Source organism: Brochothrix sp. (genome assembly GCF_017549435.1).
Lineage (GTDB): Bacteria > Bacillota > Bacilli > Lactobacillales > Listeriaceae > Brochothrix > Brochothrix thermosphacta.
In genome coordinates this window covers 19,315-38,924 of sequence record NZ_JAFYUW010000113.1, presented here as the reverse complement: position 1 = coordinate 38,924, position 19,610 = coordinate 19,315, and the positions used below count along the sequence as shown (strand labels likewise).

At 34.1% G+C, this 19,610-nt stretch carries 19 protein-coding genes; 9 read left to right on the top strand and 10 right to left on the bottom strand.

What is annotated here, in order from left to right; translation table 11 throughout:
- Positions 1-267: 267 nt before the first annotated feature.
- From IKV95_RS07550 to IKV95_RS07540, 3 genes are all read right to left on the bottom strand, one after another.
- Complete coding sequence (locus IKV95_RS07550; RefSeq protein ID WP_029091571.1) at positions 268-1,122, bottom strand: pseudouridine synthase; 855 nt, start codon at positions 1,120-1,122, stop codon at positions 268-270.
- 69 nt (positions 1,123-1,191) lie between these two features.
- Positions 1,192-2,514 carry a hemolysin family protein gene (locus IKV95_RS07545; protein WP_036027325.1) on the bottom strand — a complete coding sequence of 441 codons (1,323 nt, stop codon included), beginning with the start codon at positions 2,512-2,514 and terminating at the stop codon, positions 1,192-1,194.
- A 369-nt stretch (positions 2,515-2,883) separates the two neighbouring features.
- Positions 2,884-3,246 carry a hypothetical protein gene (locus IKV95_RS07540; protein WP_069125838.1) on the bottom strand — a complete coding sequence of 121 codons (363 nt, stop codon included), beginning with the start codon at positions 3,244-3,246 and terminating at the stop codon, positions 2,884-2,886.
- Between the two features lie 162 nt (positions 3,247-3,408).
- On the opposite strand from IKV95_RS07540, the gene IKV95_RS07535 reads away from it, so the two are divergent.
- The 5 genes from IKV95_RS07535 to yhaM all read left to right on the top strand — a co-directional run bounded on the left by IKV95_RS07535 (position 3,409) and on the right by yhaM (position 11,110).
- Complete coding sequence (locus IKV95_RS07535) at positions 3,409-5,502, top strand: transglycosylase domain-containing protein (protein ID WP_069131478.1); 2,094 nt, start codon at positions 3,409-3,411, stop codon at positions 5,500-5,502.
- Between the two features lie 73 nt (positions 5,503-5,575).
- Positions 5,576-5,935, top strand: coding sequence for a YlbF/YmcA family competence regulator (locus IKV95_RS07530; protein WP_029091574.1), 360 nt, complete (start codon positions 5,576-5,578; stop codon positions 5,933-5,935).
- Positions 5,936-6,060: 125 nt separating this feature from the next.
- The gene (locus IKV95_RS07525) at positions 6,061-7,302 is read left to right on the top strand and encodes a metallophosphoesterase family protein (protein WP_287451596.1); all 1,242 of its coding nucleotides are present in this window, start codon (positions 6,061-6,063) and stop codon (positions 7,300-7,302) included.
- Positions 7,299-10,028, top strand: coding sequence for an ATP-binding protein (locus IKV95_RS07520; RefSeq protein ID WP_287451595.1), 2,730 nt, complete (start codon positions 7,299-7,301; stop codon positions 10,026-10,028). The genes IKV95_RS07525 and IKV95_RS07520 overlap by 4 nt, the downstream gene beginning before the upstream one ends.
- Before the next feature lie 128 nt (positions 10,029-10,156).
- Complete coding sequence (yhaM, locus tag IKV95_RS07515) at positions 10,157-11,110, top strand: 3'-5' exoribonuclease YhaM (protein ID WP_069125846.1); 954 nt, start codon at positions 10,157-10,159, stop codon at positions 11,108-11,110.
- Between the two features lie 88 nt (positions 11,111-11,198).
- Here yhaM and IKV95_RS07510 read toward each other — a convergent pair whose 3' ends face one another.
- From IKV95_RS07510 to IKV95_RS07500, 4 genes are all read right to left on the bottom strand, one after another.
- Positions 11,199-12,116: a peptidylprolyl isomerase gene (locus tag IKV95_RS07510; protein ID WP_069120818.1), complete on the bottom strand. Its 918-nt coding sequence runs from the start codon at positions 12,114-12,116 to the stop codon at positions 11,199-11,201.
- Between the two features lie 107 nt (positions 12,117-12,223).
- On the bottom strand, positions 12,224-12,778 hold the full coding sequence (locus tag IKV95_RS11200; RefSeq protein WP_029091579.1) for a DUF3267 domain-containing protein: 555 nt from the start codon (positions 12,776-12,778) through the stop codon (positions 12,224-12,226).
- A 148-nt stretch (positions 12,779-12,926) separates the two neighbouring features.
- The gene (locus IKV95_RS07505) at positions 12,927-13,280 is read right to left on the bottom strand and encodes a YtxH domain-containing protein (RefSeq protein WP_029091580.1); all 354 of its coding nucleotides are present in this window, start codon (positions 13,278-13,280) and stop codon (positions 12,927-12,929) included.
- A 26-nt stretch (positions 13,281-13,306) separates the two neighbouring features.
- Positions 13,307-13,741: an HIT family protein gene (locus IKV95_RS07500; RefSeq protein ID WP_069120819.1), complete on the bottom strand. Its 435-nt coding sequence runs from the start codon at positions 13,739-13,741 to the stop codon at positions 13,307-13,309.
- Positions 13,742-13,890: 149 nt separating this feature from the next.
- Here IKV95_RS07500 and IKV95_RS07495 point away from each other — a divergent pair, with 149 nt between their 5' ends.
- Positions 13,891-14,637, top strand: coding sequence for an ABC transporter ATP-binding protein (locus tag IKV95_RS07495; RefSeq protein ID WP_029091582.1), 747 nt, complete (start codon positions 13,891-13,893; stop codon positions 14,635-14,637).
- The gene (locus IKV95_RS07490; protein ID WP_287451594.1) at positions 14,627-15,838 is read left to right on the top strand and encodes an ABC transporter permease; all 1,212 of its coding nucleotides are present in this window, start codon (positions 14,627-14,629) and stop codon (positions 15,836-15,838) included. Before IKV95_RS07495 ends, IKV95_RS07490 begins: the two co-directional genes overlap by 11 nt.
- 99 nt (positions 15,839-15,937) lie before the next feature.
- Here IKV95_RS07490 and IKV95_RS07485 read toward each other — a convergent pair whose 3' ends face one another.
- Positions 15,938-16,447 carry a hypothetical protein gene (locus IKV95_RS07485; RefSeq protein WP_029091583.1) on the bottom strand — a complete coding sequence of 170 codons (510 nt, stop codon included), beginning with the start codon at positions 16,445-16,447 and terminating at the stop codon, positions 15,938-15,940.
- Positions 16,448-16,634: 187 nt separating this feature from the next.
- On the opposite strand from IKV95_RS07485, the gene lplA reads away from it, so the two are divergent.
- On the top strand, positions 16,635-17,630 hold the full coding sequence (gene lplA, locus IKV95_RS07480) for a lipoate--protein ligase (RefSeq protein WP_029091584.1): 996 nt from the start codon (positions 16,635-16,637) through the stop codon (positions 17,628-17,630).
- Between the two features lie 90 nt (positions 17,631-17,720).
- On the opposite strand, the gene IKV95_RS07475 is transcribed toward lplA, so the two are convergent.
- Both IKV95_RS07475 and IKV95_RS07470 read right to left on the bottom strand, forming a co-directional pair.
- Positions 17,721-18,257: a nitroreductase family protein gene (locus IKV95_RS07475; RefSeq protein ID WP_029091585.1), complete on the bottom strand. Its 537-nt coding sequence runs from the start codon at positions 18,255-18,257 to the stop codon at positions 17,721-17,723.
- Between the two features lie 136 nt (positions 18,258-18,393).
- On the bottom strand, positions 18,394-19,035 hold the full coding sequence (locus IKV95_RS07470; RefSeq protein ID WP_069120826.1) for a competence protein ComK: 642 nt from the start codon (positions 19,033-19,035) through the stop codon (positions 18,394-18,396).
- A gap of 181 nt (positions 19,036-19,216) precedes the next feature.
- Here IKV95_RS07470 and IKV95_RS07465 point away from each other — a divergent pair, with 181 nt between their 5' ends.
- On the top strand, positions 19,217-19,453 hold the full coding sequence (locus tag IKV95_RS07465; protein ID WP_029091586.1) for an IDEAL domain-containing protein: 237 nt from the start codon (positions 19,217-19,219) through the stop codon (positions 19,451-19,453).
- Positions 19,454-19,610 lie beyond the last annotated feature (157 nt).

Sequence of the window (19,610 nt, the reverse complement as noted above, 5' to 3'; positions counted from 1 at the left end):
GTACGCGCACCGTCATTCGTTTGTCGAGCCTACTATCTCAACATTTCTCGCAAATTGATCGAGGTCGTTACTCCTCAGTCACTCGGGATTACGTACCCATAGGTACGTGCACCGTCATTCGTTTGTCGAGCCTACTATCTCAACATTTCTCGCAAATTGATCGAGGTCGTTAATCAACAGATTTTATAAACAAATCCCCCTGACCAAAAATGTCAGGGGGATAGTTTTTTTAAAATTAAGTTCAACTGTTGTTATCGAAGATATTTACTATTCAAATTCAAACGGAATAGGAGTACTTGCTTTAACAAATTGATCCATAAAGGGATGATGGAAATGCAATTCTTTAAGATGTAATAAAGGACGTTTCATTCCTGCAATTGTTATTTCTTTAATAGGATAGCCAATTGAATCTAAGTGCAATCTTATTTGGTGCTTAATCGCAGTATCAATTGTTATTTCTAAAATAGAAGTGTTCGCGGCACGGTCACGTTTGATGATTTCATAGTGAGTGATTGCTTTTGTACCTTTAGCGTTAATCTCGTCATGTTCTTCAGAAATACTCGCTTGAATCTTACCATAGGTTCCTTCCATAACACTATCAACTTTTGTCCAATAAACACCATAAAGTTGTTTTTGCTGAAGTTGATGAAGAAGTAAGTTGAGTATTAAGGGATGTTTGGCGAAAATAACGGCGCCACTAATATCTTGTTCTAGGTCATGGATTGCATAGGCGTGAAATAGAGGATGCTCTTGTGATCGTAGATAGGCCTCAACACCGTTTTGTAGTGTGTTTTTTGAAGTCTCATCGACTGCTAAAGCTAGACGACCTTCAGTTTTATTCACAATAATAACATGCTCATCTTCATATAAAATAGTTAAGGGGAATTCGGTTGGTACAACTGGAAAATCAAATGGAATAGGTAAGCTAATCTCAATTTGACTATTATCTGTTACAGTATATGTTTTCCAATCAAAGTGCTTATGTCCATCTACAACAATACGTTTTTCTCGTTGTAATTGTTCAATCACACTTGAGCTTAGCAACCATTTATTTTGTAATAGTTCATTGATAGTAAGTCCCGATAAAGTTGTAGGAACTGTAATCGTTAGTGACGCAAACATAAAATACCTCCAAAGAATAAAGCCTCCAAAGCGGAGGCTTTTTTTAAGTCATTTAACTAAGTGTTCTAATTAAGCCTCTTCATCAATTTCAGCTACTGGTTGAGTAGACTTTGTGATTTCAATGAAAGAGACATGGTGATCTTCAATTTCTTTGATAGTAAAGATATAGCCGTCAAAGATTATTTGATCGCCTTGCTTAGAATCATATTTTTGTGTTAAGAACCAACCACCGATTGTATCGACATCATCCTCATCTAAAGAGGTGTGTAATAAGTTATTGATTTCATCAATCAAAACCTTACCTTCGACTACATAATGGTCGTCAGCAATTTTAGTGATTTCTGATATTTCATCAACATCAAATTCATCGCGAATATCGCCAACAATTTCTTCCAAGATGTCTTCAGCTGTCACAAGGCCTTCTGTGCCACCATATTCATCTAACAAAATTGCCATATGATTACGTTCTTTTTGCATTTTTAAAAGTAAATCATTGATTGGAATTGTTTCGATGACACGAATAATCGGTTTAACCAAAGATTCAATTGTGTCACTTGGTTTTAGGTTTCCAGTTACATAAATACTTAACAAGTCTTTCAAATTTAAAACACCAACAACATTATCTTTATCACCATCAATTACTGGATAGCGTGTATAACGCTCAGATAAAGTCATGTTAGAGGCCTCATCAATTGTAGAATCAATTGAAACAGTAACAATTTCAGTACGTGGCACCATTACTTCTTTTGCAAGTCTATCATCAAATTCGAAAATTTTATTGAGGTAACCATATTCAGATTGATTGATTTCGCCACTCTTAAAACTTTCGTTAGCGATAAATCGTAATTCTTCTTCTGTATGAGCGACATCATGTTCACCACTCATGTCTAAGCCAAACAAACGACTGATCCCACGAGCAGAATGGTTTAAGAACCAAATGAAAGGATACATAATACGATAAAAAACATTTAACGGTTGTGCAACCGCGAGTGTCACTTGCTCTGTTTTTTGGATTGCTAATGTTTTAGGAACAAGTTCACCAATCACAACGTGTAAATAAGTAATGATTGAGAATGCTAAAATAAACGAGATAAGATGTGCTGCAGTTGATGGCAACTCAAAGTAGTTGAAAATAGGTGTGATTAAACGCGCCACTGCGGGTTCACCTAACCAACCTAATCCTAAAGACGAAAGTGTAATCCCTAACTGACAAGCAGAAAGGTAAGCATCAAGGTTAACGTGTATATGTTTTGCCATTTTAGCATTCGGCTTGCCCTCTTCGACAAGTTGTTCCAAACGACTTCCGCGCATTTTTACAACAGCAAACTCAGTTGCCACGAAAAAAGCAGAAGCAAAAATCAAAATCACAATAGCTAGTAAATTAAATATCAAATAAGAGGATCGCTATTCACCTTTGAATAGGACCCAAACACCTCCTAGTAGTTTTGTATATCAACCTTTTAAGGTCATAAAGAGATGTTTTCGAATTAATGCTTACTTAAAAGACGGAAGATACTTCCGAGCAGTTCAGAGCCACACAATCAAAAACATCAGTTGGAAACGACGTGCATATGTTTTTCAGTTTAAGTACTTGAATTAGTTTTTCTGTCCCATCGGAATAATCCCCCCCTTCACAATTTTGAAATTTAGTGTAAAACTATAAGATAATTATATAGTAATTACTATGCCTTAGCAAATATAGTAAATGACTATTTTTATTTAGACTATTGCTGTGAAAATTCATATCTATAAGTTTTATACTTAGTAAGTAATTAATTCTAATGATTCTGCAAAATATGATATTTTTAAAGCAATAATATCTGACAGTTTCTGAGAGATTATGTTTGACGTATCAGTAGATAGATAATCAATTGTCATTAAGTCCCATACTTGGAATTTTGGAAAGTTATAGATTTCATGAGGCAAACGAATGTGTTTTTCAGTGTTTAAAAAAATGATGTGTTTGGCATTTTCTAAACGTGGTAATAGTTCAGAAGGTAGATGATCCGTTTCATATGAAAGAGTAAAAAAACGATAGCCTTCTAAATTTAGTTTAAGTGCCCAATTTTTTGCGATTTCAGTCGTTTCAGCATCGGATGAAATAAAATAAATGTCTTGTGTCATAATTTAAATTCCCCTATACAATTATTATGTAGCAGCGTGAAAAAGTCGTACAATAACAGTATTAATACCCTTTGTTTTCGAAAATAAACATAATTTATGATAAGATGAATAAACGAATTACAAAACTTGTTACTTTGAATAAATAGGAATGGATGTATGATTATGAAAAATAATATTGCTCAGATTTATAATAATTACCTCAAGCCAATAAATCATCGTGTAGTATTGATATGGCAGAAATACTACATTACCAAGGTATTACTCATTGCATTATTATTAGTAATGTTTCTTGCTATTTTGTACTTTACTTTTTTAGCTAAACAAGCAAACGTCAATGGATTAAAAGCAGCATTGGAAACAACGACTGTTATTTATGATAAAGATGGCGATAAGGCTACTGAAGTATCTTCGAGAAATGCCAAATTTGTAAAAATCGATAAAATATCGCCCAATATTAAAAATGCGTTAGTATCGATTGAGGATCGCCGTTTTTATGAACATAATGGTTTTGATATTCGCGGTATGGCACGAGGAGTTGTTGGTTTAGTCACCACAGGCCATATTACAGGTGGTGGATCAACACTTACCCAACAGTTAGCAAAAAACGCATTGTTAACAAGTAAAAAGACAGTTAAACGTAAGTTAGAAGAATTGTTCTTAGCAGCAGAGATTGAAAATAAATACAGTAAAGATGAAATTTTAGAAATGTACCTCAACACTGTTTATTTTGGGAATGGGGAATGGGGAATTGAAAATGCCTCTCAAAAATATTTCAATAAACCCGCATCAGATGTCACAATCGAAGAAGGGGCGTTGCTTGCAGGTTTAGTACAATTACCATCTTCATATGATCCAACAAAATACATTGATAAAGCGACGAAGCGTCGTAATCAAGTATTACAAGCAGAATTAGATAATAATAAAATTTCTAAAGAACAATATAATAGTGCAGTTAAGCAAGATATTGTATTGAATACACAAGAGGAAACCGTAACAAAAAGTAGTTTCCCATATTATACCGATGCTGTTTTAAATGAAGCAATCAATAATTATGGGCTATCACAGGATGATTTATTAACAAAGGGTTATAAGTTATATACAACGATGGATCAAAATCTTCAAATAGCTATGGAAAGTGTTTACGATAATGATTTAAACTTCCCAGTAGATATGAATGGTGAAATGGTTCAAAGTGGTGGTGTAATGATGGATCCTAAAACAGGTGGTATTTATGCGCTTGTTGGAGGACGCGGCGAGCATGTCTTTAGAGGGTTCAACCGTGCAACGCAATTACGTACACAGGTAGGATCAACGATGAAACCACTAGCTGTTTATGTGCCTGCTTTAGAGGAAGGTTATAAACCAACTGATTTATTGAAAGATGAGTACACTGACTTTAATGGTTATAAGCCAACTAATATTGGGGGTATATATCAGAAAAACATACCAATGTATGAAGCTGTTCAAAATTCAATCAATGTACCTGCGGTATGGTTATTGAAAAAAATTGGTCTTAATACAGGTGTGAAATCAGTGGAACGTTTTGGTTTACCTTTAACAGAGGCAGATGAAAACTTATCACTTGCGCTTGGAGGAACAAAAACAGGTTACTCACCGGTAACAATGGCGAGAGCATACGCTACGTTTGCCAATCAAGGAGCGCAACCAGAAAAAGGCCATTTAATTCGAAAAATTGTTGATGCAAGTGGACGAGTGCTTGTCGATAATGAAAAAAATTCAACAAAACAAATTGTTTCAGAAGATGTTTCAAAAGATATGACATCAATGTTATTAGATGTAGTCGCAAAAGGAACTGGTAAAAATGCGGCGGTACCTGGTTATGATATTGCAGCGAAAACAGGATCCACTCAAGTTGATTGGACAACAGAAGGAACAAAAGATCAATGGTTTGTAGGTTATACACCTAACGTCGTATTATCAATGTGGATGGGATTTGACAATACAGACGAGGAACATTATATGCAGACAGATAGTTATAGAAATGTTTCTACTACAGCTGGGAACATCTTATCAAAATCATTGCCTAACCTGAAAAAAGAATCATTTGATATTAAGAGTGCGGCAACAGTTGATGAGGAAGAAAAGCGTGAACAACAAGAAAAAGAAGAGCAAGAATCTAAGGATACAGGAAGTATTATAGATAGCGTGAAAGAAACTGCGGGATCAATTTCTTCAGGTGTGAAAGAAGGCGCTAAGAAAACCAAGGATTGGGTAAACAGTTTGTTTGGCAATTGATAAATGCTTTTGGTTTTGTGTAACTAGAAAACATGTTATAGTAAGTATGAAATTAATTAGGAGGAATGATAAAATGGCTGAAAACTTATATGATATTGCAAACAATTTAGAGAGTAACTTACGACAATCGGAACAATACAACGAATTGAAAAATGCTTATCAGGTAGTTAAAGATACACCTGCATCTCAAGAATTATTTGATAAATTCCGCATGATTCAACTTGAATTGCAACAAAAACAAATGCAAGGTCAAGAAATTACAGAAACAGAAGTTGAAGCAGCGCAAAAATTAGCACAAGAAGTTCAAGGTAATGAGCACATTTCCGCATTGATTGAGTCTGAACAACGTATGTCAGTTGTAATCAATGACCTTAATGAAATTATTACAGGTCCTTTACGTGATTTATATCAAGATGAAGCACCAAAAGCATAATTCAGAATAGTAATTTGCAAACGTCCCTTTTAGGGACGTTTTTTTGTGCACGAGTGTGTTTTCATAAGCTGTTTTAGAGGGTTTCATGGTATAATAGAACATATATTCGTATCAAGGAGGTACACATGAAAGAGCTACGTTTTATGCATATTGCGGACTTACATCTTGACAGCCCTTTTGTGGGCTTAAAACACTTACCACCCTTTATTTTTCAGCAAATGAAAGATAGCACATTCAAATCACTTACACAGTTGGTTACAGTAGCAATTACAGAGAAAATTGATTTCCTTTTAATTGCAGGTGATATTTATGATGAAAAAACACAAAGTATCCGTGCTCAAGCACGTTTTATAGATGAAATGGAGCGTTTACAGACAGAAAACATTCCAGTTTATGCAATATTAGGAAATCATGATTATAATGATGGCACGTTGATATCGCTTGATTTGCCTCAAAATGTACACCTTTTTTCAGCAGAAACAGAGACAGTGTATTACAAACATACTAATGGTACAACTGCTGCTATACATGGTTTTAGTTATGATAAAAAACATCTGATTGAAAGACGAGTTGAAACGTTTGAAAAGGCGAGCAATGTTGATTTTAACATTGCACTTTATCATGGCGAGGAAACCACAACTGGAGGAAACTATGCGCCATTTTCTCGCTCAGAGATGTTACAGAAAAATTTTGATTATTGGGCGTTAGGACACATCCATAAGCAAGACTGTCTTAACGAAGAACCACTGATTTTATATCCAGGGAATATTCAAGGGCGCCATCGCAAAGAAACAGGTCCTAAGGGAGGAATGATAATCTCACTCTCTGAAAAGGAAACAAAAGCAACTTTTTATCCAGCTGCTGCGATTGTTTGGGAAGAACTTAGTCTCACAATTAAACCTGATATTAGCATTGATCATCTCCTCCAAAAATTAACAGCTGAAATGGATAAAGCTCGTGAAGAGAGTGCTGCGAAGGTTTTCTTAGCTGTAACTTTATTGATAGATGAGAAACTAAATAAAACCGTGAGTCAAAAAATTATAAATGGAGAAGTGATTGAGCGGTTACAGGATTTAGAACAAGAACGTGACGATTTTGTTTGGGTATACCAATTGAAAACATACTTAAATAAAAATATTACAGTTGATTGGTGGCAAGAAGAAACAGCTTATCAATCACATTGGGAAGGTGCTATTCAGCAGTTATCACAAGAACAACAATTTAATGATGTGATTCAGGAAATGACGATGCAACGCTTGGCAAGACGTTATGTTGATGTGCCAGATACGGCGTTACGAGAGCAAATTATCGAAGATGCTGTTTTATTGATTGGGCAGTTGATTGCTGAGGAAGGTGAAGAAAAATGATTATCAAGCAATTGCATGTGTATGGTTATGGTAAGTGGCGGCAAATAGATTTTCCGGAATTTCAAAAAACACAAATAATATATGGGCCTAACGAAGCGGGAAAATCAACTTTGATGGCTTTTATTGAAGCGATTTTATTTGGATTTCCAACGAATAAAAGCAATGAACGGCGTTTAGAACCGAAAGATTATGATGGTTTTGGTGGTAGGATAACGGTTGAAACTGATGATTTGGAAATTGTAATTATTGAACGCAAGAAAGGAAAAGCCACAGGCGATGTGGTCTTATATTTTGCCGATGGTACACGAGGCGATGAAGAATCCTTAGTTAGACTGCTCAAAGGAATGACAAAACAAATGTACCGCGCTATTTACAGTTTTGATATTCACGGTCTTCAAAATGTCCAAAATCTCAAAGAAACAGACTTTAATCGTTACTTATTAGCAGCAGGAACAGTTGGTTCTGATGTTTTAATACGTGTAGATAACCAATTGCAACGCAAGCGTGATGAACTATTTAAACCAAATGGTCGTATACCGATATTGAATAAAAAATTGAATCAATTGAAAGAATTGGAATCAAAATATAAAACAGCACAGCTAAATAATACGGCTTTTACTCAGCTTAAAGAAAAACAATTGCGTTCTGAAACACAACTCCTAGAATGGAAAAATAAAGAAAAAAACCTGTTGATTGAACAAGAATTGTTTACAGATTATCTTTCAAAATGGTCCATCTATGAAGAGTTGATAAAAGGTCAAGAAACATTAAAAAACTTACAAGTAAGTTCTTTTCCACAAAATGGCTTTAACCGTTTTAAAGCATTAAAAGATGAGTTATCGAATAATGAAAATGAAGCCTATCAAGTTGAAATGAAACTCAATCAAATTTTGCGTAAAATGGTTGATACGAATCCATTCGAAAAATTAGATTGGGATCAACTTGGAAAATATTTGTCGGATTGGTCATTGTACCAAGAACGAGAGCGGCAGTTACAGATGCTAAGAGGATCTGCTAACAATACGGCTCTAATTCCAGCGCATATTTTAGAGCAGGTAAAACATGAGGAATTTAAGCAGGCACAGGAAGTTATTCGGAAAATTGAGCGACTTGATTGGGAGCGGGAACAACGGCTGAGCGAAGAGAGTGTTCTAGCAATTAAAATAGAACGCCAAAAAGAGCAATGTGACGAAACAGAAAAAAGAATACAACAAGCTGAACAATCACCGGATTTTATACAAACAACAGCAAAAACAACACATCTAGCGATTATATTAAGTTTAGCTGCATTAGCAGTTCTGTTATTGGGTTGGCTTGTGATGCCAATATTCTATATAGGCGGCATTTTGTTGGGTCTATTAGCAATTTTGTCATACAAAAAAGTTAACAAAAAACAACAAGCGCCACAACGTACAAACAGTTCTATTGTCGCAGAATGGGAAAAATTATGGCAACAACAATGTGCAGAATTAGATGAATTACAGTTCGAAAAAACTAAAATTCAAAAGCGACACTCTGAAATCACAGAGGATATGGTTGTATCAGAATCATGGTTGAACAAGGTGGCGGAGAAATTAGAGCTACCACTAAATAACCACACACTGTTTTTAAGTAAGTTTGAACAATTAGTCGAACAAGTAACGATGGAGAAGTCAAATATAGCAGAGCAAGAACAAGTCAAACAATTGATAATTAAGCAAAATGATTGGTTAACAGGTATTCAAGCGTTAACAGCTGAGATAAATGACGAGCAGTTAGATTGGTTAAACTTGGATGAGAGTATTAATAGTCTGTTGGCAGAGCAACGTCGTTATCATCTGCAAACAGAAGAGGTCGTGACGATACGAAAAGAAAAGGAAGATTTAAGCAATCACAAAGAGCGTTTGTTCGCTACAATTGAACGAATAGAGCAGCAGCTTAGCAGCTTATTACAAGAAGCAGATGTTGAAGATGATAAAAGTTTTTACTCAAAAGCAGAAATGAAACAACAAGCAATGGCAATTGAAGAACGTTTACAAGTGTTACAGATGCAAATAAGTGAGAAAGAACGTCATACTTTAAGTCAATTTAATGATAAAGTTATGCTCCTAGCTCAACTTGAACAGATAAAACAACAGCGTAAAGAATTATCAGAGAGACGCAGTGATCTACAAAAAGAGCAATTAGAAATCAACCATCAAATTCAACTTTTAACACAGGGGGAGGTTTATGCTGATACTGCGCATGCTTATTTCTTAATGAAGTCGGAAGTAGAAGAGTTGAGTGAAGAATGGATGCGTTATAAAACGGCACAACAACTTGTTAATGAGATGGTTGAGCGACTTCAAGCAGAACGATTACCAAGAGTATTGCAACAGGCTAGTGAATACCTCAGCTACTTAACGGAAGGACGGTATGTGAAAATTGATTTTTATGATGAGGAATTACTCGTTCACCGTAAGGATAAATTTCAATTTACAGGTGAAGAACTTAGCCAAGGCACAAAAGAACAACTTTATTTGTCGATTCGCTTCGCTTTTATTGAGGTTTTAGGCGCTGCAGTAAAACTACCAATTATTATTGATGATAGTTTTGTTAATTTTGATAAAAACCGAACAGATTTAATTATGTCTTTACTTGATAAGATAAAATTAAAACAACAAATCATTTATTTTACTTGCCATGCTTATATGAAAGAGTATCTACCACCTGAAAATTGTTTAGATTTAACACAATTTAAAAGTTAAAGTATTACTTAAAGTGTGCCTGTAAAATACTAAGTCAACCTTCAGAACGTTTTGTTCGATTTTAAATAGTAGAAAGCATTATGGTATAATAGAACGTATAGATTATCGTGATGAAAGAGGAGATACAAATGCAAAAAAAATTGCTAGAATATGATATTAGTGAAGCAGTTGAAACATATGCATTTATAAAAAGTGCACAAAAAGGGATTGCAACAAACGGAAAACCTTTTTTATCAATTGTATTTCAAGATAAATCAGGTGCCATTGAGGGAAAACTTTGGGACGTTTCAGATGAAGATTTGAAAAAGTATCTACCTGAAAGTATTGTGAGTGTGATTGGTGAAATTCAAAACTATCGTGGTCAAAAACAATTGAAAATTAAGGGACTGAGATTAACTACAGCGTTAGACAATGTGTCTGCTGATGAATTTTTAAAAACAGCACCGATTAAACGCGACGATATTCAGCAGGAAATCATGCAATATATCTTTGCAATTACGAACCCGAATTTACAACGTGTGACACGTTTTTTAGTCAAAAAATATGAAAAAGAATATTTTAGCTATCCTGCGGCAATGCGTCATCACCATGAATTTGTATCTGGGTTGTCATACCATGTATTGTCTATGCTTCATATTGCAGATCATCTCCAAGGACAATATCCTGATTTAGATGCAGATTTATTATATTCAGGTATTATTTTACATGATTTAGGTAAAGTAATTGAATTAAGTGGACCTGTATCAACATCATATACGGTGACAGGTAATTTATTAGGACACATTTCAATTGTATCTAACGAAATTGCTAAGGCAGTAGATGAGCTCCAAATTGACAGTGAAGAAACAATGGTATTACAACATATTATTCTCTCACATCATGGAAAAGGCGAGTGGGGAAGCCCTAAGCCACCATTAGTGATGGAAGCTGAATTAATCCATATGATTGATCAAATGGATGCTTCGTTAAACATGTTATCGAAGGCATTAGAGCATACAGATGCTGGTTCTTATAGCGAAAGAATTTTCGGGTTAGATAACCGCTCATTCTATAAACCTAAATTCAATCAAATTGAAGAATAGTAAAAACCAATTTTCATCAAAAAATATTGATGGAAATTGGTTTTTTTTGTAAAAAAAAGCAGTAGCCGAAGCTACTGCTTTTTAGTTGTTATTTACTTTTTTTAGTGTCTTCTTTGTAAGCTGCAAACACATCTTTGAATGCACTATCTTTTACAGTTACATCAGATGATTTGTATAATTTTTTCAATGCTGCTGCTTGAGTATCAGAAGTTACTTTAGCTGCGTAATATGCTTCTGTTACAGCTTTTTTGTCTTTATCGAAAGTAGTTTTGGCTGGTTTTTTATCCATCTTAATGATTTCATACGTACCTGAACTTGTTTTGATTGGTGCAGATACAGCACCTTCTTTTAATTTATAAACATCTTTAAACATGTCGCCGTATGCAGCTTCAGCAGCTGTTACGCTTAATGGTTCAGCTTTACCACCGTTAGGTGCAGTTGCTGTATCTTGTGAATCAGATTTAGCAAGTTTAGCAAAATCGCCACCATCTTTTAATTTTTTAGCGATTTTTTCAGCAGATGCTTTATCAGCTACAGCAATTTTAGAAATTGTAAAGTCTGGGTTCCACGTTTTATCGTAAAACTCTTTAAGTTCTTTTGTTGAAGGTTTTACATATTCACGTGCAGCTTCGTTAACAAGTGCTTGCGTACGTAAAGTGTCTTTGTAAGCGTCGATTGAAGTGATACCATTTTGTGTTAATGCTGATAACAATGCATCTTTACCACCATATTGTTTCTCTAACTCTTTAACTTTTGCATCAAGATCAGCTTGTTTTACTTTATCGCCGAATTTATCTTCGAGGATTTTTTTGAAAGTAAGTGATTCAACTGCAGCTGCACCACCAGTATCTTTCAGATAATCGTAAAGTTCTGTTTGTGATACGTTACCGCTTTTCGTTTTAACAACAGTACCACCGTTGTTAGTAAATAACATAACTGATAGAATTACTACTGCGATGACAAGTACAATAATACTTCCGATCATTAAATTGATTTTTGTTTTCATTGAGTTCCGCACTCTCCTTAGGTAATATGAATTTAGTCTACATGAAATATCATATCATATAGGTAATAAAAAACAAACTAAAATACTATTAAAGAAGTATGAAATTTTTATGAATGGATCTTTTCAAAATTATCCTCTACCAATACTTTTATACCTCGTTCTGAATCCTCTATAAAACTATTTTTAGGGAATTTAAGGTAACTAAAAAAGTAATAGATATCGGTTGTGCATATAGCCATATGTATAGCTAATAATAAATACCAATAGACAGATTTCAAGTCATATTGAAAATAAACGAACAACCAGATGAGTGTAATAACTATAAATGGTGTTATTAGAGATAGTAGATAATAATTTTTTTTGACAGGTGTATCACATTTGACTTCAAAAAAGGGTACGATAACAAAATAACGTTTGATTCTAATGAAACTATCTTTCTTATGAGGTAACACTATGAAATGACACATTTTATGAAATGGATAAAGTAGGAGTAGATACGAAAAGCCTACTAATGGGTATTGATAAGTATAATTGTTACCGAGACTTAAGTGATGCCAGATGATAGCGACGCTTAATGTAGCAATAAAGACAATAAATGAAAGAATAAACAAACGGTAAAAATTTTCTTCCTGTTCATGTTGAATGGAATGAACGCAGTGCATGATAAATCCCCTTTCTATCTCCTTGACATATTCTATCTTTAAAATGAGGCGAATGCAAGAGGATAAAAGACCCCGCAACAATTATATGCGAGGTCAAAGTTGTAGTTACCATTATAGTATTGAGTGAATGAGTGAGTGATTAATTTTATTAACGCTTGATTGTTTTTTCTAACTCACTAACAGTTTTTTGAAGGTCTTTTAGTTCATCTTTTAAACGTTGTTTGTCGGGTTCAATTGATTGATTCCAATTGCCAACAACTTCTTCGATATCTTCAACAACATCTTTAACTGCAGCAAGGCTATCAGTAGAAAATGTTTTAAGTTGTTCGGTAAGTGTATTTGCATTATAAGCAACTTCTTTAAGCATACCACCGACATTGACTGATTTATCTGCAATATCTTCTCGTAGTTCTCTACCTGACTTTGGGGCAAGTAAAAGTGTTGCAACAGCTGAGGCACCAGCCCCAACAATTAAACCTAAAATTAGTGATTTTGTTTTCATAATGAAAGCACTCCTTTGATGAAATTTTATTTGATTGTTTGGTTAATAGTTTGAGCAATGTCTGCTAATTCACTAGCAGAATAGTCGGAACCATGTTCTTCCCATTTCAAACCAAAACCATCATTGTTCTTATGATAACGCGGAATGAGGTGAACATGCCAGTGAAACACTGATTGAGAAGCGATTTCTTCTGCGTTACTTAGAACGTTCATTCCTTTGACGTCAGGAAAAGCCTCTTGAATTGCACGAGCAATTTTTGGCACTCTAGCAAATACAGCACTAGCAGTTTCGCTATCGGCAGTTAGAATATTTGTTGTCGCTTGCTTTGGAACAACGAGTGTATGCCCTTTAGTTACTTGTGAGATATCAAGAAAAGCATAAACAAGCTCATCTTCATATACTTTATAGGATGGAATTTCTTTACGGATGATTTTTGAGAAAATAGTATCTTCTTGTGTCAAATTGCTCACGCCTTTCTAAATGTTATCTTATTTATAGATTACCACAAAACAGGCGGAGCTAACAGTTTTTATACCGAAAGGTTGTTTGTGTCTTTATATAATTTTTTTTGTTATCATAAGAGAGAATAAAGATGAAGGAAGGGTTGAAAATGTCATTATTAGAAGTTGAAAATTTAGTGGGTGGATATACAAAATACCCTGTGTTGAAAAATATTTCATTCGAATTGAAAGCTGGTGAACTCGTTGGTTTGATTGGATTGAATGGTGCTGGTAAAAGCACAACTCTCAAACATATAATTGGCTTAATGCAACAACAGCAAGGTGAAATTAAAATTAATAATCGTCGCTTAATTGACGGCGCAGACGAATATCGTCAACAATTTGCAGTTATTCCAGAAACACCTGTTCTTTATGATGAACTTACATTAAAAGAACATATTGAATTAACTGGGATGGCATACAACTTAACAGAAACAGAAATTAAAGAGCGCATGACACCATTATTGGAAATGTTCCGTTTAACGAAACGCTTAAATTGGTTTCCTAATCATTTTTCTAAAGGCATGAAACAAAAAGTAATGTTAGTATGTGCTTTCTTAGTAGAACCTAAGCTTTATATTGTAGATGAGCCATTTGTAGGTCTAGATCCGTTAGCAATTACAAACCTCTTGCAAATTTTACAAGATAAAAGAGATGAAGGTTGCGGCATTTTAATGTCGACACACATCTTAGCAACGGCTGAAAAATATTGTGATAAATTTATTATTATCCATGAAGGTGAAATAAGAGCTACGGGTACACTTGCCGAATTACAACAAGTTTTTAATATGCCAGAAGCTTCATTAGATGATATTTATATTCAATTGACGAAAGAAGAAGCGAACTATGGCAAATAATCTATGGAAATCACGCCTAGCGGACTATTTTAAAGATTTATCAAAATATCTTCGTTATATTTTTAACGATCACTTAGTTTTAGTAATGGTATTTGTTGTGGGCGCATTAGGTTTTTATTACTCCCAGTGGCTTAAAACATTGGATGCATCGTTTCCTGTTAATTGGGTGATGATTGTTGTTTTAGTACTCGTGCTATCGCTCACTCAAGTAAATACGCTGCTTAAATCAGCAGATGCGGTTTATTTAACTGTGATGGAAACAAGAATGGCGAGCTACTTTAAAAAATCAATTATATTTTCATTCTTTTTCCAATTGCCATTAGTAATTGTAGCTTTTATCGTTTTATTGCCAATGTATCAACAGGTGAAACCATTTGCGGGAAGTTATATTTTAATGCTATTAGTTTATTTCATTTTATTAAAAGCCTGGAATGTTTTAATGTGGTGGCACGTATATAAACAACCAGTTCGTACAGTAGGCATTCTTATGCAATGGTTGGGTAATATTGTAGCTGTAAGTATTGTTTTTGTTATACCACAGTGGTGGTCGTTACTGATTGGTGTCGTTTTAACAATAGCCATCTTGTGGATGACCATGAAAATGAGTAAACCCTATTACATCAAATGGGAAACATTAATTGTTAAGGAAGAAGCACGTTTAAATCGCTTTTACCGGTTTGCAAATATGTTTACAGATGTGCCACATTTAAAAAATACAACTAAGAAAAGAGCATGGCTCAACTGGTGCTATTCAGGTATCACACTTGTTCAAAAAAATACGTATAGCTACTTATGGCGACGTGCTTTTATTCGTACGGATGAGTTCAGCGGTTTATTTGTAAGATTGACTCTCATAGGTTTGGTTATTATTTATTTCATGAGTAATGCAACAATGGCAATTCTATTAGTCTTGTTATTTAGTTATTTAACAGGATTTCAAATGTTACCGATGATTCGTCTTTACGAAAATCATCCAATGAGAGAACTTTATCCAGTACCAATGAAGTTATATCGTTCTTCTTTTGTTACTTTGTTGCGAGGTATTATGGCAGTTCAAGCCATCATTTTTGCAGTGATTATAACAATTGTTTTCCCGCTAAATACAGCAGCGTGGATGATAGCTATTTTGGTAGCTTTCTATTTATTTTTCACCTTTGTTTATGTGCCGAGTAAAATTAAGAAATTAGTTTTAGGCTTTTAAAGCAAATTTGATTTGAATTTTAACTATTAATAGTTTAGTTAGAGATAATTAATTTAAATAAAAAAGGCTCATTCCTAAAAGTTGGAATGGGCCTTTTTATTATATTTTTTCGTGAGGAATTTCTGGATTTGAAACATTATAATTTGTGATTATTCCATAATCAAGTTGACCAGCAGGTGTATCATAAAGTAATTTTTCTAGTTTGTGATAGTAGTCTGCTTTTTTAAAGGCCACACGTGCTTGAGAATTTTCCCAACCAAGAATGAGTGAGAATGGTGTTTGATGGTGTCGTTTTCCAAAAGCAAGATAAGTCAGTCCTTCTGGTGTGTTTGAAACGATACGACGTACAAGCTCTTGTAAAAATAGTTCATCTTCTGACGATAATGAAAAAATATATGAATCAACAGAATCATGAATATTTAGTTGCCCATATGTTGAAATAATATCGTAGGTTGTACCGCCTACAAAAGGTGATTTCTTGCTACCAGTATTGTCTAGCAACATTGTTTCGTGCTGACCATGTAAGTAAAATAGACCATCTCTGCGGTGTTGAATATAATATTTAGATAAAAAATCGGCTGTTCCATGAGTAACATAGTAAGATGTCATTGTTTTTCCTCCTCTAACTGTGACTTCATTAAAAGAGCATGAGGTCATTTGCTTGTTTATATCTTAGCATAAAATTATCATAAATACGCAATTAAAAAAGAAAATATTTTCTAGTTTAATGCTTGAATAATAGGATGTTCTTTGTCATACTGTTAATTGACTAGGAGTTTGAAGGGAGCAATTAAAAATGTTATTTATTGATAATAAAGGTATCACAGATCCATCAATTAATATTGCTATTGAAGAATTTGTGTTGAATAATTTACAGGTAGATGAACCATTTTTACTATTTTATATCAATCGTCCTTCAATTATTATTGGGCGTAACCAAAATACGATTGAAGAAATTAATACTGATTATGTAGAAGCGAATGGTATTCAAATTGTTCGTCGTTTATCAGGTGGTGGTGCAGTTTATCATGATTTTGGAAACTTGAATTTTAGTTTTCTAACAAAAGATGATGGTAACAGTTTTTCAAACTATCAAAAATTCCTTGATCCTGTCATTGTGGCATTGAAAAAAATGGGTGTTAACGCGGAGCTTAAAGGTCGTAATGACATGGTAGTCGGCGAGCGAAAAGTAAGTGGTAATGCACAATTTGCTACTCATGGTAAAATGTATTCACATGGTACTTTAATGTTTGATAGTGATATTGATGAAGTTGTAAATTCTTTAAAAGTGCGTAAAGAAAAAATTGAATCAAAAGGTATCAAATCAATTCGTAGTCGTGTAGCAAACATCTCAGAATTTATGAGTGAGAAAATGACTACTGAAGAGTTTAAACAAAAATTATTATTATCTATTTTTGATGTTGAAAAAATTGAAGATGTTAACGAGTATGTTTTGACAGAAGAAGATTGGGCAGAAATCAAAGCTATTTCAAAACGACGTTATGCTAACTGGGATTGGAATTATGGCAAATCGCCTAAATTCGATATCGAACTAACAAAACGTTTCCCAATTGGTTCAATTGATATTCGATTGAATGTCATGAAAGGGCATATTGTTGACGCTAAAATCTTCGGTGATTTTTTTGGTGTGGGTGATGTGAAGGATATTGAAGAACGTTTAATTAATGTGAAGTACGAACGTGAAGCTATTAAATCTGCAATTGAAAGTTTACCAATTAAACATTATTTTGGTCAAATAACATTGGAAGAATTCCTAGAATTAATCTATTAAAAAAATAGTAAGATGATATTAAAAAGCCCTTTGTAGGGCTTTTTTTATATGAAAAAACTGATGAGAAAACTCATCAGTTTAAAAAATAGCTTATTCTGAGATAACAGTGAAACGATTGGCAGCAGCTTCTCGTTCACGACCAGCTTTAATTTCACCTGATGGTGTGCCAAGATGAACCATTGCAATCACGCGTTCATTTTCTGCTACATTGAGTGCAGCTTTGAACTCAGGTTTGTTAATATATCCTGGTGTTTTCCATGCAGTACCAATGTTTTGAGCCCAAGCTAACAATGAAAATGTTTGAATCAATGCCGCTGTTGCTTCCGTGTTTTCACCATCAACACCAGCATCTTCATGAATGCTATTGATAACAAGTAAAGTACCAGGTAAAGCGTTTAGTTTGTCATACTTTTTCCCAGATTGTTCAGGAAAAGCAGCGGTAGCAACTTTTGCAATTGCTGGGCCGGTATAATATTCAAATCGCCAAGGTTGAGTCAAGCGATGATTAGGTACCCAAATAGCTGTTTCTAATAAGGCTTGTACAGTCTCAGCAGCGATAGGTGTTGCATCAAAATCAGAGATTGTACGGCGTGTTTTAATCAGTTGTTCTAAATCAATTTTTGTCATGTGAAAAACCCCCTTAAGTTGTAACTAGCTCTACTATAGCATTTTTAAAGTGTTTGATATAGCTAATTTTTTTATTTTTCTAAAAGTAGGGTATCTATAAAGTAGGAGGGTATTTTTAAAGTAATATTTTTTTCAGCTAGAGTTTAGGAGTGTCGTCTGTGAAAGTATCATCTCTTGTTCTATTTAATAATGAATGATTCATCGGGATATTATTATTTTGATCATAGTTATAATGCGGTGTGGATTCAGCGGCTCGTAAACTTGGCGGTGTATTGCCAGTTAAATAAAGATTTTTTCGTTTAGCTTTATCGAAGTTACCCAATAATTTCATATGGAGTAACGAGGTTCTTGCTAATTGGTTTGAAAAACTATCAAAGGAAATATCTAGGGTAATTTCAAAGCCATTATGAAATATAAGATGAGTACGTGAATGAGGTGCCTTATGATAGCGTGATAAATGTTGAGGAAACACCCAAATACAATCGTTTTTTCTTTTTGGACTAGTTGTGGGAAAAGTAAAGATATAAGAGAGGCTGTCTATCATAATAGGTGCTTTGTGTGTAAAACCGATAAGGTGTTTTGTTGCGGTTTTCCGACCTTCCAAACTTGATCCGAAAAATTTACAACCATCAGAAATAAGTTTCACGGGATTTAGTGCGATTTCTTGTGATCCTTCAGAGTCGAGTACAATGGAGTGGCAATCATACTTTGATATTATTAATGGTTTGATTAACATCGTACTGGCATTTATTTCATAATCATTCAAAATGAGCGTCATATTATCCCTACTTTCTTATTTTTACACAAAATGTAACACTATAAGAGTATCATAGGTTAAATAAGCAATAGAGTAACAGGTATAACTGTTTAAAAAGATAGTTTATTCAATTTTCTGACAATATACTTGTAATTTGAAAAGAAGTCGCTTATAATAAAATAAAATGTTAGGAGTGATTAACATGGAAAACAAATTCAACGCGTCTTTCTTAGCACAACAACGAGAGAATACGATGAATGGTAACTTTCCATTCAATCGTTCAGTAGAAGCACTGTTCGAGTCGTGCCTCTTAGATTATCGTATCTCAAATCTTAAAGAAAAAATTGATGCTGCTCTTGATCAGCACGAAAGCACTTTGTTTCAAGCGTTATCCAAAGAGCTTGCAAGCCTTGAAGCTGCAGAATTAACAATTAGTTAAAGGGGGAATTAAAAGGTGAACGAACAAAAAAGATAGTGTAAGTTCTGATGTTTTTAAGCAGAACTTACACTATTTTTGTGTCTTTAAAAGTAGATAACCATTTTATGTTCGTGATAGTGATAGGATATGATAAAATTAACCTATTAGATAAAAAGAG